Consider the following 14,782-nt stretch of genomic DNA (forward strand, 5'->3'; position numbering starts at 1 on the left):
CTTAAAAGAAGGGAGGTCGGGGAGGTACGGAGGATGGGGAGGACTGTATAATGCCGGTAGAGGCTGAACGTGAGGCGGATTAGGATTGAATTATTGGTCTGACTACCATTTAACAATGGCAACTTATACCCGGAATCATAATCCTATATAGGCAGAAGAACCCAAATATTAAATATCTGCCCGACTGCATATTACCTGAACCACTGGTACCATGAGGCTTACTTCCCGAATTTCACTTCTGATAGCGTTACTCTCTATTCTCCTGCTGACTGTTCCTGCCGCAAACGCGTACGAGCCGTTCAGCCCCGATAAAATCGCACTGGGCGGCTACGGCAACGTCTACGCCAGCTTCGGGGGCAACCTCAGCATGCAGAGCTACATCCACGTATACACTCCCGAAGGCAGGGAAATTCGCCTGATCGAGAAAGGTACCGGCGGCGACTTCGCAGTCGATCGTCAGGATAGCGTGTACTTGCTCGATTCCGCCAACAAAACGATCACTAAGGTGAGCAAGGATGGCCAGAGAAGCCTCTTCTGGGAGAGTAACCGATCCAGCGCTTACTACTGTGGCAGTATCGCTGCGGATGACGCGGGAAATATCTACGTGACCGAGTACGCGCCGGACTTCAATAATTCCACCGGGCATAACCAAATGGCCAACCTCACCGATAGCCGGATTCTAAAGCTGAATTCCAGCGGCGACGTTGTCAAAATCTACGGGGGATCGCCTCCGTTCCCGATGAACAACCCGCTGATGCTGACCATAGGTTTTTACGGGACTGTCTATGGTACCGATCTGGACAACCGTATTTACCTGCTCACTCCCGACGGCAACATGAGTACCATGGGCAAGCCTGGATTGGAGAACGGCACCTTTAACATGATCACCAGCGTGACGTTCGGCGAGGATGGCTACCTGTACGTGACGGAGTATGGCAACCACCGGGTCCAGAAGCTGTACCCCAACGGCACTTTCGTCGCAAAGTGGGCCGGATGCGGCCCGGATGCCTTCATCTACCCCTCCGGTGTGGCCGCTGATAAGAACGGCCGGGTGTATGTGGCTGACTTCCGTGACCAGCGCATCGTGTGGCTCGACGGTAACAACTACACGTTCGGGGAGAACAGGACTGCTAACGTAGCCGGCAAGGGAGTTCTCTGGGATAATGTTGTCGCAGGGGACAACTATACTGTCATGACGCAGAAGATCGAAACGGAGAATGCAGCGGCAGAGACGCCGGGCTTCACCGTAGTAATACTGGCTACGAGCTTTATTGTGCTTTTCCTGATAGCCAGACCTATGCGTAGGTGAATACTTAAGAGATGGAACGGGCTTAGAGATTCAGAATCCGGAGGCTTCTGGAGAACAAGTCATTATTCTTTCAACGTTTGTTGACAGAACCCTTATTTAAGCCACGCCTTACTAATGATCAGGTAGTAAGCATGAAGAAGGCGCACACGTTCGAGCTGACGATCGTACTGCTCATCGTAATTATGGCATGTCTGCTATACCTAATTCTGACATCCAGGCCGTCTTTAAATAGTGGCTGGGAAGCATCGATCAACAGCACGCCCGACTACATCCTCCCCGGGAGCGATGGCAGGCTATACGCTTTCGCCGGGAACAACGTGACGGCAATCGACAGCAATGGCCAGGTGGCATGGAAGTTCGACGCAGAGCAGGACATCTGGAAAGGGGGAAGAGGCTACGGAGTCGGCGCTGGCGGATCGCTGGTCCGATACTACCAGTCTGTCCCGCTGGCCGCAGAATACGCTGGCCACCTCTACCTGCTTGCGGAGAAACCCTGCGTCGAAGAGGCTAAAAAAGTCGTTATAAACAATATAACCATTATGGACTTCCCCATGGATCTGATAGCCCTGTCTCCCCAGGGCGAGATCGAATGGAAACGAGCCATTAATGAAACTTTTCCGGTATCAGGCTACCTCCAGGTTGTCGAGGGACCATTTTACCCCGACGGGCCCGCCTATTTCTGGTATCCAATTATCTCAGGCCCCATAGTGTCCGGCGATAGACTATACATCTTTCACGATGGTCAGGAAGACGTTTATGATGCAAACGGGACTCTGGCATACAAATTGTACGGTCTCTCCAGCGAGCCGGTAGTCGATGAACGCGGCTATGTTTACGCAGTGCTCGCTACGCCGATTTCGAAGCAGTCTGCCACTTCATCGATCGATGCAGGGGCGTATTACGTGAACGTGACCCCTTCAAGCATAATCGCCGCTTTCAGGCCGGACGGTACGCAGGCATGGAGCCTGGACCTCGGCGAAAGCGCTGCTCCGATCTCCGTCGGTACCGGTGGTTATACAGATGGCCTGAGCCGGCTGCTTTTCGCGAACCAGACGCTATATGTGCCAGTGCAGAACGGCATTGTGGCAGTAAGCACCGATGGCAGAGTGCTCTGGGTGCGCCACTTAAACGATGGCTCGTATACACTGTTTGAGCCGATGCCTGTTGATCCAGAGGGCAACGTTTACTTCCGGCAGGATCGCTCCATAGCGCAAATTTGTGTCATCAGACCCAACGGCCAGGCGCAGGTAAGCCCCTGGGTATTCAACTTCTGGAGCGGAGAAGCCGAGCCAGGCTCGCAGACACCGGTCTTCCTCGAAGGACATGACGGGATCGTTTACGGTACTGGTAGCACGACGTACATGAGCCCCGATCAGTTCAACGAGACCTACCGAGCGGGCTATTTCGACCCTGGCCACGTCACTGCATACGATCTGGCGAAGAACCGTACCCTCTGGACGTTTACCATCCCTGCGGAGGACACGCATGCTCTACTCCTCACGCCGGACAACTATGAGTTAATACACATTCAAGGCTTAGGGCTGGATATAAGGCCGGATAATGCCGGTGCATACACCAGTATCACGCAGAACAGGGTCATCTACGTCTACCCCGGCCAGAACGTCACCTACGTCACCTACGAATATACCATCCATGAAGACCCTATAGTTCTCAACCAGTCCAGGGGCATGTACGTCCGGGCGCTATACGCCCTTGATAATAGTGGCCGGCTGCTATGGAAAGAGCCCATAGGTTCCATCAAGCAGGCCGTCGTGAGCAACGATACTCTATACTATAGCACCTGGGACGGCCAGATGGGCGGAGGAGCGAGCATCGCCGGCGGCATCGCCATTATTGCCTCACTGTACCTGGTCCTGCGTTTTGTCGCCGTAGGGGCCGTCTCCCGGGCGAGGGCCGTGCTGCACGTCAACGAGAACCGGAATGCTCTCATGGAGTACATCGAAGCTAACCCGGGTTCTACCGCGAGGGAGATAACCAAAGGCCTTCCTATGAACATGGGCACGCTCCGGTACCACCTTCTCATCCTCTCGATGAACCACAAGATCACCTCCCATCAGGATGGTGACAAGTACGTGCGGTACTTTAAGAATGCCGGGACCTACACACGAGAAGAGCTTATGCTACTATCGCTGGCGCGCAGGGAGCCTGTCAGAAAGATCCTTGAAACTCTCTCGAAAAACCCGGGGATGACCGGAACCGAGCTGTCAAAAGCGCTGGGCGTGTCGACCACGGCTGTTTATCGGCACCTGAACCTGCTGTCAGAAAGGCAGATCGTGGGCCGGGAGCTTGAGAGAGAAAGCGGGCCTGGCTACCGGGTCAGGGAAGAGTACCTGCCGTATGTCGAGAGGATGATCCGGGGGCAGTAACGACAGATCAGTACCTCCTCAAAACGTCGCTTTTATAGTCGCATGAAAAACTTTTCATTGTTCAAACTTGAGCGTACTGTCACTCATCGATCGGACGCCTGTGAACAATATGTTATATCGGCTATGGTTACAGGGCCGCCAAGCACTCGCCTTATGAAAAATGGGATATTCAGGTAGAGGCTATGAAAAATCAGTAGTTGGCCCTGTATAGGTCGAAAATACCGCCAAGATCGCCAAGGGGCCAAGCTCGCCAAGAGCCAATTTTTCATGGAACGCCAAGGGGTCAGGCCCGCCAAGGACTTTGTGATCAGGATCAGAGATATCGCTAAAATCTTGGCGTGCTTGGCCCTTTGGCGAGCTTGGCGGTATTTTCGACGCACATAGGGCCAACTTTCAATTTTTCATACCCCTACTTGAAAATATCCTTTTCATCCACGAGTCATTACTGAAACGTTTTGTACGAGTGCCCGTACCATTTACACGAAGTACCCGAAGTACACGAAGTACTCAAAGTACGGTAAAAACGGCATGCTGGAAAATGATCTTACAGTAAAACTTCGCGTACCTTGCGTACTTCGCGTAAACGATACCTGACTGTCCTAAAAGTTCCAAGAATGACAATACACAAGGTTGACGAAGTATACTCTTTCCCAAAACATTTTGGACAGTTCCTTTGCCAGGATATTCGCCTTAAGAACGCCTGCCATGGCAGGCGTTCAACAGGCGATTCCCGACAGCCGGTTTATCCTCTCCAATCCTCCGGGCACTCACTTTCCTCCTCTCAGACCTCCTGACCTCCCTGACCTCCCAGTTTGAAAAAAGTCTCCCAGACCTCCCGGCACTCCCCCTCCTCACATTTTGCCGGGTACGTATGCGCAAGCAGGACAAAAGGGAGGTTTAGGAGGCACTGGAGATTAGAGAGAACGATCTCAGGGAGAGGTCAGAGAGGTCTGGAGGTCAGAGAGGAGGACAGTGAGGGACCAGAGGTCCTGGAGGTCTGTAGTGCTACTCTAAAAAAGAAAAGTATGGAAGTCAGTTACTTTGCGTCTGTAACAACGACTTCCATCTGCTTCAGAGACCTCGCAGCGTTGAGGAGCATGGTCTTGTACTCCTCGACGTCGGTCTGGTAGTGCTCTTTGGCCTTGACCGCATCCGGATCGGTGCCGGCCTTCATTGCCACCAGGCGGTCGGCGGTGTTGTAGATCGTATCTTTGACCCACATATCCCGGGTGTCGCCGTCCACGGGTACGATGATCTCCGGCCTGACGCTGAAGATCAGGGTGCCGTCCTGGCCTTTGAAGCTGTTCGGCTTGCCGATGACGGCCACGAACGAGGGGACTTCGATGTCGGCTAACGCTTGCGCGGCCTCGGGCTGGTACTGGCTGGCGTAGATCACAAACGCCCCTGTCGGGTCGCTGACCCGGCCCTTCCAGAACTCCGAGTCGGAGCCGATGTTGGTCTTCTCTGTCAGAGTGCCCACGATGAAGACTCTGTTGCACTTGGCGCCGGTCGGCGTCAGCAGGTACGTCGGGGCGAACTGGTCCTCCCCGTCCTTGTACGTCAGGTTAGCTGCCTGAAACTCTTTTGCGAAAAGCCGCTTTGCTACTTCTCTGGGCATTTAGACAGCCCCCACTTTCTTGAGCACTTCGTCCAGCGTGATGTCCTTTACCGTCCGCTCCATCTCTTTGGCCAGCAGGTACCGGCCACTCATGATCGGGCCTTTCACGGTGAAGTACTTGCCCAGCATGATCCTCTTGATCTCGTCGAGCACGACGCCCGGGTCGACTGCGTCCATCGCCATCTTCTTGGCCATGTCGACGTTGATGCCGGTGACTCTGTAGGTCATCTCCTGGTTCAGGATGATGTCCTGCGCCACTTTACCGTCGTCCAGCACTGCCTTGACCCTGAGATCGTACTCGCCTTCCTGCTTACCGTGGTCGGCGCAGGCTCCCTTGGTCAGGGGTCGGTTGCACTCGGGGCACCGCTTGATCAGGCCGCTGCCCTGCTGCACGTCTACAATGGCCCCGGTCATGACGGTGTCCCGGTCGGCCACTTCCACGTCTTCCGTGGGCACGATGGTGGTGGTCTTGTTGAGCTTCACCGAGAAGCGGCTCTGCCACGAGTCGGTGACCATGTTGGTCAGATAATAGCTCTTGCCTTCCTCCAGCTTGGGGAGGTCTGACTTGGCAAAAGCGACGAACTTGATGGTACCTGTCTCATCGCCCAGGACTCCGATCTGAGAAATGCTCGGCTTGTCGTTCTCCCAGACCTGCAGGACTTTCGCCTTAAGCGATACCCACATGCCGTCCTTGATGATGTCCTTGATCTTCACTAGCTGGGCTTCTCCGCCGCCTCCTGTCTGAGGGCGCTGCAGCTTCAGGTCCCGGACGTACTGGTTCATGACCGTCCGCTTAGCCTCGTCCTCGGGCACTTTGTACTGGTTGATCAGTAAGTCCAGCTTCTGCTCGATCTCCTTCAGGGGCACTTCCGCGCCCATCTGAGAGAACTTCTCTCTCAGTTCCTTTGCGATGTCCTTTACCATAATTTTCCTCAAGTCTCCATTTTGGTAGTCGGGAGACAATAGTGAGTAGAGCAGGATAGTATATAAGCCAGTTCGAAGCGCGGTGAAAGTATTCTGGATTGTATTGAATGAGCCTTCGGCTCTGGCTAGTGCTATTTTACGGCTACCATAAATAAGTGACAAGAATGACAACCGCCTAAGTTATCGACACTCTATTAATGGCCCGGTTCAATGCCATAACTTCAATCCCATTCGTATCTATAATAAAGCTTATTTTATAATAATCATATAATTATATTTGAGCCATAAGTATTCAATCAGGAGGGTTTGAGGTGAGGTTAAATATTCTTAAAATACTGTGCATAGTGCTTCTGGTACTGCCTATGATCGCAGCGCAAGCCGGCGCCATCTACCTTGAGGGACAGGCGCCGCCGGACGACACGTCTCCGCATATTCTGGCGGCCAGCAGTGGTCCCGCGGAGAGTAACGGGCCGGCTACGGCGATTCCGGAAGAGCTTAGCCAGGGCGATGCGGTGGTGCTGTTCCACGCCAGGTTTCCATACCTTGATGTAAGGGCTATGGATCTGCCGAAAGTGCCCACGCAGACTATGGATATGGGCTCCCTGTCGGGCTTAGCGACCGTGGGCCGGCCATCGATCGGACCTGCCGGATATGGAGAGGGACTGAGCAGCCTGAAATTCCCGGCCTGGGGGACAGAATCTCCGTTCAGGTGGGCTTTATTGTAGTCTGGCAGGCGTGTACTGTGGATAGGCTGTGCGGTGCCAGGACGCCGGGAAAAATAAGGAAATGGTGTTAAGCCTCTAATATCCTGGCGCTCTGGCGCCGGGCCGATTCGCTCGCTATCAGTTTTGCCGGGAAATTTTTCGATAGTAGTCCACGATCACTTTCGCCGATGCAGCGCCGTAAGGGCCGAGGCCGGCGAGGTCGAGGATGGTCTGCTCGGGGGATACTACCCTGATATCGTTGATGAGGTGGATGTCTTCCATTTCCCGGTCGGGGCTGTAGATCTGGAAGCTCACTCCGCAGCCTTCGCCGAGCAGGCTTTTTACCACCAGGGCGGCATTCTCGTCTGCGTAAAGCTGGATGCACCCGCCCGAGGCGACGCCTTCGAGATAGAGGTCGGAAGCCGTAAAAAGTGCGCAGGCCGAGCTGGGAATGATTCCGGAGACATTACTGTACAGCTCGTGCAGCGCCTCCTGCTCGTCCTCGTAGGCGCTACAGAATTCGAGACTGCGCAGGCTGTTGATCGGCCGCTCCCACACCACGTACTCGAACAGCCTGTCCAGGCTGGCAAGGCTGACTTTCCGGCCCTCTTCCTTAAAAGCGCCGATCTCTACGAGCTTTTTGATGACGGCTCTCGCCCATGGATAAGAGACGCCGGTGTCGACCGAAGCCTTGTTCATGGTGGCCTCTTCATTCCTTAAAAAGTAGCATACCACCTTCCAGGACCCCGGAGAGGTGATCTTCACCGCGTCTGACGGAGCGCCACGGGGCTTGCCTGTCGGCAGCTTCTGGAACGTCCACCCGGCCTTGATGAGAGCAGCTTTGGCATCGGTCGTAATGGCGGGGGCGAAGAGCTTGATAGCCACCTTTTTGCCCTGGAACCGCTGGCCGATCGTCTTGGCGTACAGGCTCAGCTTGGCCGCCGTCTGCATGTTGGCCCGGGTCAGCTTGATCCCCACGAAGTAGACGATGGTTTCATGTTCTATGATCAGCTCGTAAGTGTCCCCGTCGTAGCTCACAGTCTCTATGGACGCTGAAGGGTGTTCCTTGCGGAGAAGATCGATTACCGCCTGCACTTTAGGATTGCCCGGCTGGTTCTTCAGGCTCATTAGGGGGCTTATTGGGGCCAGAGAATATAAATATATTTCACCTGCCAGGGCCTTCGGCCACCGTCATGATCTTTTCCAGGTTTCCAGAAAAATCTTATATATTAACTCACATTATGACTCAAACATGGATAAGCTGAAGCTGCTGGTCATCAACAACTACGGGCAGACGTGCCATCTCATCCACAGGTCTCTGAGGGATCTGGGCATGGACGCGAAGCTCGTTTCGAACACCTCTACTGTGGAGGATATCTTAAAGCAGAGCCCTGACGGGCTGGTGTTCAGCGGCGGCCCGACGATGGAGCGGGCGGGCAACGGGGAAAACCTCATCAAGATCGATCTGCCTATACTGGGCATCTGCCTGGGTCACCAGCTCATGGCGAAGGCGTACGGCGGGGAAATCCGGACCGGCCAGTACGGCGGGTTCGCACGGGTAGACATCGACATCGTAGAAGAGGACGATATCCTCAGGGGTATCGGGCCGAAGACCGTGGTCTGGGCATCTCACCAGGACGAGGTGGCGAAGCTGCCTCCCGACTTTGTCCTCCTCGCAAAATCGAACATATGCGACATCGAGGCCATGAGGCATAAGACTAAGCCCTTATTTGGAGTACAGTGGCACCCCGAGGTTTCTCACACCGAGAAGGGCACTCTGCTGCTCCAGAACTTTATAGAGGTGTGCAGGCAGCGCAAATGAGCCTGAAAGAAGAGCTTCGTTTTTTACGTGCAGAGCTGGCAGAGGCCCGTGCGACTGATGTGCAGACGCTGGCCGGCAAGCTTAAGGAATCCTGCTTCTCCTGTACCAGATGCGCGAAATGCTGCCGGGGAGCATTTGGCGATAATACCGTTGCAGTGTTTCCCGGAGAGGTCCGGGAGATCATGGCCGCTTCCGGAAAAGCCTGGTTCGAGGTGGCGGTGCCTCCGGAAAGCGACGATTTCGACGCCCAGGGTAATCGCCATGCTTTTGAGTGGGTGCTGCGACGCACTCCCGGGGGCGACTGTATTTTCCTCGAAGGCGGCCGCTGTACTATCTACGAGGCCAGGCCGCACATATGCCGGACGTACCCGTTCAGGCTGGACTCCGGGGCGATTGAATCGTATGACTGCGAGGGACTGGGCGCATGCAGCACCAGTACTGATGACCTGCTATCCCTGGCAGAGGCGCTAAAAGCCCGGCTCATCAGGGAGCTGGAGGAGAGCATAGCGCTGCTGGAGCAGTTCGAGCCTTTCGAGCAGGGTATGAGGAGCGGTGGCCAGTACATTGTGGTTCACGATAGCGAGGGCTCGAAATACGTTCGCAGATCTGCAGACGGCAGCTACTCTTTTTGCCGGCACCCGGGTGCCATATCTGGCTGAGCCAGGTAAACATAGGCCTGGCATACCTGCATTTTCGTCGGCACGGGCTTTTATCCCCGCGGCCGAAAACCTTCTTGAGCGCATATGTACAGGATGGACTACCGGATCGAGGAAGGCGAGATGGCGCCTGATTTTACGCTGGGGAGGACGGACGGGAAGAAGGTGAGGCTGTACGACTGCAAGAATAAAAAGGCTGTCGTGCTGTTCTTTTTCAACCACGAGGACGAGCGGTGCCTGACCCGCCTGTCGGCGATCGGAAAGGACTACCAGCAGTTCAGGGACGCGGGGGCGGTCATCTTTCCGATCAGCATCATGACTGCTGAGGAGGGCTCGAAAATAAAAGACCAGCTGGGCCTGCCGTTTCCGCTGCTGTGCGACTCGGACCATAGCGTGGCCCACATCTACCGGGTCGCCCAGTGCAGCGAGGTGCAGTCGCACGTCTGCTTCGAGATCATCACTCACATAGATGACCCGAGGATACTCATCGTGGACCCCAGCGGCATCATCAGGCACATACATCGTCTGAACCTGCCGGGAGGCAGCCCGGGTAACGAAGTGCTAATCAGGGAGTGCCGGGAAGCGTTCCGCTGAGCGAGCGATCGAGATCGATTATCAGCCGCTCATAGTATTCAAGCCGATTCCACCGAAGGGAAGTTACGGCAGACTTCCGGGCGGGTATCGTAGATGCTGCACATCGTGATCTCGCCATCGATCAGGTATTTACAGCCCCTTGTTTTGGGTATGACGTAGCTCGCCCTGCCCGAGGCGATGTCCCGGACGATGGCCATAGCCTTTGCTACCTGTGCATCTGCGTGTGCATCTGCATGTGTGGCTCCATTCTCCAGTGTGGCCATGTCTTCATCAGCGTAGATACTCCTGCCGGGCTCAGAAGGAACCTGTTTCTGTGGCTGGCGTTCGAGCGATTCAATGATGTCGAAGCGGCACTCGTCTATCCATCGCTGTACGTCTTCGAGGGACACCTCGATGCGCCACTGGCGGCGGCAGCAGTTGCCGCACCGGCCACAATATACATGGGAAATATGCACAGGGTCCCGGGATAGGGGACAGATCTGGTATACCTCGTATGCATAATAGAGTTGCTCCGTAGAACATTGCGCGTAAGGGCCGTTTCGGGCCTGTGTGAAAAATTCCTGACGGCTCAACATATAAAAAACTATTTTATTACGAATTTATTTATCTTACGATCACTATCCCCCGGCTTGTGGGGTTATCGCCGCAATAACAATCGTACGTTCCGAACTCGTGGAAGTTTTTGGTGTAAGTATCACCGTACTTTAACACCGGGAGTCTTCTGTCTTCGATGAAGAGGTACCGGTCCTCCAGATCCCGGTTAACCCAGACGACGGTCGCGTTTTTATAGACCCCGATACTGTCCGGCACAAGGGTATTGTTTCTGATTTCCACCACTGCGAAGGAATATGTCAGGTCTCCCCGGGGAAAAGGTGTCATGGCCTGTACCGTGAGGGTGATCAACAGTACCATTGTAAAGGCGATGAATGCTATGACAACTCCGTTGGTGGTGCACACGAAAAGGAGTCTCAGCAGCAAAAAAGATAAGCTCGATGGAGCCAGCGTGCGGCTAAATCTCGCATTTTTCTCTCTATTGCCGGATCCGGCTCCGCGTTGGGCATATAGACGGTTACATGAACAGGGAGGCGGCCAGGATGGTGTGCGCCAGAGCTATGCTGATCGTAACGATCGCCAGGTTTCTGTGGAAGAAGATCGAGCCCTTGATCTTTCCTTTGAAGAGCAGGTACCCATAGGTTGCCGTCGCAATCATCATGATCAGAGTGGCCAGGCCGAGCCACGCCATCAGTGGGATGCCTGCGATATCAGTTAACGCAATGTCTGTTAGCGCGCTCACTGGACAATCACCTTACCTTTCATGAACGGGTGGATCCCGCAAACGTACTCGTAGGTGCCGGGAGTGTCAAAGGTTCTGGTGTATTGTTCCCCTCTGCCCATCGTGCCTGACTGCTGCCCGTCAAACTCTACGGTATGGACTAAGCTTTCCTCGTTCGTCCATGTCACGCTACCGTGGACCGGAATCGTGACAGTATCGGGGCTGAACGCCGAGCCAGAGATGGTCACGTTAGCGGCTGGTGTCGGCGACGTGGGCTCTATTGTTGGCTGAGCGGTGGGCTCGGCCGTGGGTTGGGCTGTGGGCTGAGATGTCTGTTGAGCTGTCGGCTCCGCTGTTGCCGCCGGTCCAGCGCAACCTGCACATGCTGCTGAAACCGCTATCAGGAGTAGAACGAGGACTAGATTGGTTTTGGACAAGACCGAATCACAATTTATATTAATCGGCTGAATTAAAAAAAGTTGGCCGATGATGCAACGGTTTACTGGACAATCACCTTGCCTTTCATGAACGGGTGCACGTCGCAGTCGTAGCTATATGTGCCCGGCATGTTGAACGTGTGGGAAAATGTCTCACCCTGCTTCAGCATCGGCGACTCGATATCCATGTCGTCATAGTCGTCATAGTCGTCATCGTCGTCGAAGTCGACGTTGTGGGTGGCCGGGTCCTGGTTCGTCCAGGTGACCGTATCTCCCGCCTTGATAGTGATCTCCTGGGGCGTAAACATGTTGTTCTTGATATCGACCATTGTAGTCGCTGCATGGGCGCTTGCCGGGGCCAGCAAAGCCACGATCGTGATCGCGAGTAATAGTATCCACAATCTCCTCATATCTGACACCATGCCTGAGATGAGCGCTCTGCAAGAAAAATTCTGCCCGGGAAATCGGTGCCGGCACTGTTATGGGACCACGTTATTTGTAATGCTATTTGTACTCGAAGTATTCCAGTAAACTCCGGGCTATCTCCGGGTCATCCAGAGCACCGCGAACTTCTTCCGGAGTCATGTACGGCCTGCCTGCGGCCAGCCTGGTCGCCCTGCTTTTTCCGACCCGGGGCAGGCTCTCCAGGGTTTTCAGGGAAGCGTGGTTGATGTCCAGGGGGTATGGCACCGCTGTGATCGACCTGTAGCCGTGGCTGACTACCTTTGCATCCAGGACAGCCCCGGCCTCCAGGTCTGCCGGTATGCCGACCAGCAGCGGGTAAGAGGCTATCTGCCTCCCGAACGCGACGCTTCCTTCCTTCAACTCCATTCGCACCCCTCTCAGCACAGTGCCGACTGGCACCACCCTCTTGAGCATCTCCAGGTCGATGTGCTCCCGTATCTTTTCCTTGTAGGCGTGGAAGACACCTTTGTGCTTGTTGGCGATCTTCTCTCCCACGTCAGCCATGCACGTGCCCTCGAACGGCATGACCTGGCGGACGTTAATCCTCCTCACCAGCAGGTTTTCGGCGAGCAGCGATTCCAGGAACTCATAGTTCAGCCGGAAGGTCTGCTTCGTCTCTCCCATGAGGCCGTGGACAAAGTTGAGGCCGGGCAGCAGCTCTGGTAATCCCGAGGCGCCTCTGGCTCCCCCGATCTCGTTGACTATGCGGATTGCATCCTTGACCTCTTCCGGCTGCGCCTTGAGGTTGTTAAGCCTGATCACGTGGGGGTCGGCGCTCTCCATGCCGAACGCCGCCACGTCGCCCGACGTGTGGTGCCTGACTATAGACTTGAGCACCGCCCTGCTCTCGTCCGGATACCTGGCAATAGTGCCAGGGTTGGCGTTGTCCATATGTAGCACCTTGAGTTGCGGCGCTACCTTCCTTATACTGGAGTAGAGCCGCTCGATCGCCTCCGGGTTAGGCCGGGGAAACTCCTCGTCGCCGTCCGCCATGTAAGTCAGGATATCCGGCTGTCTGCCAAGCCTGAAGTACCGGGCCCCCATATCGTACAGTGCTGAGACTTCTGCCGCTATGTCGGTTACCGGCCTGAAGTCCGGCCGACCGTAGAACTTTTCCGTGCAGAAGGAGCAGTTACCCCTGAAGCAGCCCCGGTAAGTCTCCAGCTCCAGCATCGTATGCGGGAAATCCGGGTGTTGCGGGACGATTCTCGCTCCCTTTACAGACCACTGTGCGATATCTCTGGCAGTTCGACGTACGTCGGGGTCGACAGCCATTCCCTCCTGCACGTAGCCGGCGACCACCGCTTCGATGTCTCCGGCGGCCACGATGTCGAAGACCCCGCTCGCCTTCATCCGCTTCGCTGACCTGCCGCCTTCGGTGCCGGCCCCAAACATGGAGACCGGGCCTCCGAGGATTTTCACGGTGTCGATCCCCGCCATGAACCGCTCCAGTTCCTGCAGGGTGGCCGGAGTCCCGCCGAGGTACTTGCCGGGCACAGTCACGCCTGAGATGATGACGACGAGGTCTGCGCTGCTCATGGTCTGCAGAATTGACCGGTCTTTCCGAAGCTGATCAATCGTGTAATAAAGCACTTCTCCCGGCAGCGCTCCCGCTACGTACCTCGGATAAGGCGCCATATACGGAGGTACCCCGAGGCAGGCCGGCTCGTCCACGTAGCCGTCGAGAATGACGGTGCGGCTGATATCAGGCATCAATACACTGAAGGCGGGCTACTGTATAAAAATGATGCCCGGAAGCATGACCCTGGCTAGCAGGCAGCTATATTAGTTAGCAATCGGCTACGTAACAATTTAATACCTTCAAAGCCATCTATCCAGTTAAGGTGGTTAAATGGAAGAAAAATACAATAATGCTATTAAAGCAGGTATTATCGGCGGAGTGACTCTCGCACTATACTACCTGTTGCAATTTATACTTGGATATATACCCGTAGTAAACTTCTTGGTAGCTGTACTTGCATGTCTGCTATGGCCCGTTATCTTACTGGTTTCGGTAGGTATCGGAGCATACGGAGTCAAACTCGCTTCCCAACATGTTAAGACTCTTGTGGATGGTATCATCCTGGGAGCGGTCGCCGGAGCTGTTGCAGGTTTAATATCTGCTGTTGCCCAGATTATCTTCAACATTCTGAGTGCGCTACTAAGCAGCTCTACGAGCGATATCGTGGGATCCGCAATCGGCGTGGTATTTTCTGGCGTATGTGGCAGCGTTGCCGCAGTGGCGATCATCGTCGTTGCAGCAATACTCGGTGCTATCGGCGGAGCCTTATACACTTTCTTAGTACTAAAGATTCAGGCATAAGGGGTGGCAGGTACAGATACCTGCCATATTTTATATGTGCCAATATTTTTTATTTGTTCATTGTAGAACATAAATATTATCAAATATCTGTACAAAATCAGTTATTATTCACAAAAGCAATAACCTATATTATGGCTTTGTGAATCGTCTGTTTATTCATTTTATATTTTTTACAAACATTCAGACAGCAATTATGTTACATAATATCATATGATGTTTTGTAGGATTGAAAGAGACTTTTGCATAAATCGGTAAAAAGTATATGGGCAT

The 14,782-nt window shown here is 54.4% G+C and carries 16 protein-coding genes; 7 read left to right on the forward strand and 9 right to left on the reverse strand.

The genetic code is table 11. The annotated features are described in order from the left end of the window. Positions 1 to 211 precede the first annotated feature (211 nt). Together RCI_RS11685 and RCI_RS11690 are read left to right on the forward strand one after the other, a co-directional pair. Positions 212 to 1,309, forward strand: coding sequence for an NHL repeat-containing protein (locus RCI_RS11685; RefSeq protein ID WP_012036652.1), 1,098 nt, complete (start codon positions 212 to 214; stop codon positions 1,307 to 1,309). A gap of 131 nt (positions 1,310 to 1,440) precedes the next feature. Further along, entirely contained in the window at positions 1,441 to 3,696 is a 2,256-nt protein-coding gene (locus tag RCI_RS11690; protein WP_048198528.1) for a winged helix-turn-helix transcriptional regulator, read from the forward strand. Between the two features lie 1,036 nt (positions 3,697 to 4,732). On the opposite strand, the gene RCI_RS11695 is transcribed toward RCI_RS11690, so the two are convergent. Together RCI_RS11695 and RCI_RS11700 are read right to left on the reverse strand one after the other, a co-directional pair. Continuing rightward, positions 4,733 to 5,314 carry an RPA family protein gene (locus tag RCI_RS11695; RefSeq protein ID WP_012036655.1) on the reverse strand — a complete coding sequence of 194 codons (582 nt, stop codon included), beginning with the start codon at positions 5,312 to 5,314 and terminating at the stop codon, positions 4,733 to 4,735. Next, positions 5,315 to 6,238: a replication protein A gene (locus RCI_RS11700; protein ID WP_012036656.1), complete on the reverse strand. Its 924-nt coding sequence runs from the start codon at positions 6,236 to 6,238 to the stop codon at positions 5,315 to 5,317. It abuts the gene before it with no gap. 362 nt (positions 6,239 to 6,600) lie between these two features. Between RCI_RS11700 and RCI_RS11705 the strand changes: the two genes are divergently transcribed. After that, positions 6,601 to 6,963: a hypothetical protein gene (locus RCI_RS11705; protein ID WP_148266611.1), complete on the forward strand. Its 363-nt coding sequence runs from the start codon at positions 6,601 to 6,603 to the stop codon at positions 6,961 to 6,963. Between the two features lie 117 nt (positions 6,964 to 7,080). Here RCI_RS11705 and RCI_RS11710 read toward each other — a convergent pair whose 3' ends face one another. Beyond that, positions 7,081 to 8,070, reverse strand: coding sequence for a hypothetical protein (locus RCI_RS11710; RefSeq protein ID WP_048198530.1), 990 nt, complete (start codon positions 8,068 to 8,070; stop codon positions 7,081 to 7,083). Positions 8,071 to 8,194: 124 nt separating this feature from the next. Between RCI_RS11710 and RCI_RS11715 the strand changes: the two genes are divergently transcribed. The 3 genes from RCI_RS11715 (at position 8,195) to RCI_RS11725 (ending at position 10,014) form a co-directional block, all read left to right on the forward strand. Next, a complete protein-coding gene (locus RCI_RS11715) occupies positions 8,195 to 8,764 on the forward strand; it encodes a GMP synthase subunit A (protein WP_012036659.1) in 570 nt (189 codons plus the stop codon). Beyond that, positions 8,761 to 9,423 (forward strand): YkgJ family cysteine cluster protein, encoded by a 663-nt coding sequence (locus tag RCI_RS11720; RefSeq protein WP_012036660.1) that lies wholly within the window; start codon positions 8,761 to 8,763, stop codon positions 9,421 to 9,423. Before RCI_RS11715 ends, RCI_RS11720 begins: the two co-directional genes overlap by 4 nt. Before the next feature lie 84 nt (positions 9,424 to 9,507). Further along, positions 9,508 to 10,014: a peroxiredoxin family protein gene (locus RCI_RS11725; RefSeq protein WP_231844839.1), complete on the forward strand. Its 507-nt coding sequence runs from the start codon at positions 9,508 to 9,510 to the stop codon at positions 10,012 to 10,014. A gap of 38 nt (positions 10,015 to 10,052) precedes the next feature. Here RCI_RS11725 and RCI_RS11730 read toward each other — a convergent pair whose 3' ends face one another. The 6 genes from RCI_RS11730 to RCI_RS11755 form a co-directional block, all read right to left on the reverse strand. Continuing rightward, positions 10,053 to 10,589, reverse strand: coding sequence for a YkgJ family cysteine cluster protein (locus RCI_RS11730; protein ID WP_012036662.1), 537 nt, complete (start codon positions 10,587 to 10,589; stop codon positions 10,053 to 10,055). A 28-nt stretch (positions 10,590 to 10,617) separates the two neighbouring features. Continuing rightward, positions 10,618 to 10,992 (reverse strand): hypothetical protein, encoded by a 375-nt coding sequence (locus RCI_RS11735; protein ID WP_048198532.1) that lies wholly within the window; start codon positions 10,990 to 10,992, stop codon positions 10,618 to 10,620. Between the two features lie 91 nt (positions 10,993 to 11,083). Continuing rightward, a complete protein-coding gene (locus RCI_RS11740; protein WP_012036664.1) occupies positions 11,084 to 11,308 on the reverse strand; it encodes a hypothetical protein in 225 nt (74 codons plus the stop codon). Then, on the reverse strand, positions 11,305 to 11,724 hold the full coding sequence (locus RCI_RS17530) for a plastocyanin/azurin family copper-binding protein (protein WP_012036665.1): 420 nt from the start codon (positions 11,722 to 11,724) through the stop codon (positions 11,305 to 11,307). Before RCI_RS17530 ends, RCI_RS11740 begins: the two co-directional genes overlap by 4 nt. A 62-nt stretch (positions 11,725 to 11,786) precedes the next feature. After that, positions 11,787 to 12,134, reverse strand: a complete 348-nt coding sequence (locus RCI_RS11750) for a cupredoxin domain-containing protein (protein WP_048198534.1) — start codon at positions 12,132 to 12,134, stop codon at positions 11,787 to 11,789. A 94-nt stretch (positions 12,135 to 12,228) separates the two neighbouring features. Further along, a complete protein-coding gene (locus tag RCI_RS11755; protein ID WP_012036667.1) occupies positions 12,229 to 13,902 on the reverse strand; it encodes a radical SAM protein in 1,674 nt (557 codons plus the stop codon). A 139-nt stretch (positions 13,903 to 14,041) separates the two neighbouring features. On the opposite strand from RCI_RS11755, the gene RCI_RS11760 reads away from it, so the two are divergent. Further along, positions 14,042 to 14,512 (forward strand): hypothetical protein, encoded by a 471-nt coding sequence (locus RCI_RS11760; RefSeq protein WP_012036668.1) that lies wholly within the window; start codon positions 14,042 to 14,044, stop codon positions 14,510 to 14,512. Positions 14,513 to 14,782: the final 270 nt, after the last annotated feature.

The sequence above is a fragment of the Methanocella arvoryzae MRE50 genome (assembly GCF_000063445.1).
Classification (GTDB): Archaea; Halobacteriota; Methanocellia; order Methanocellales; family Methanocellaceae; genus Methanocella_A; species Methanocella_A arvoryzae.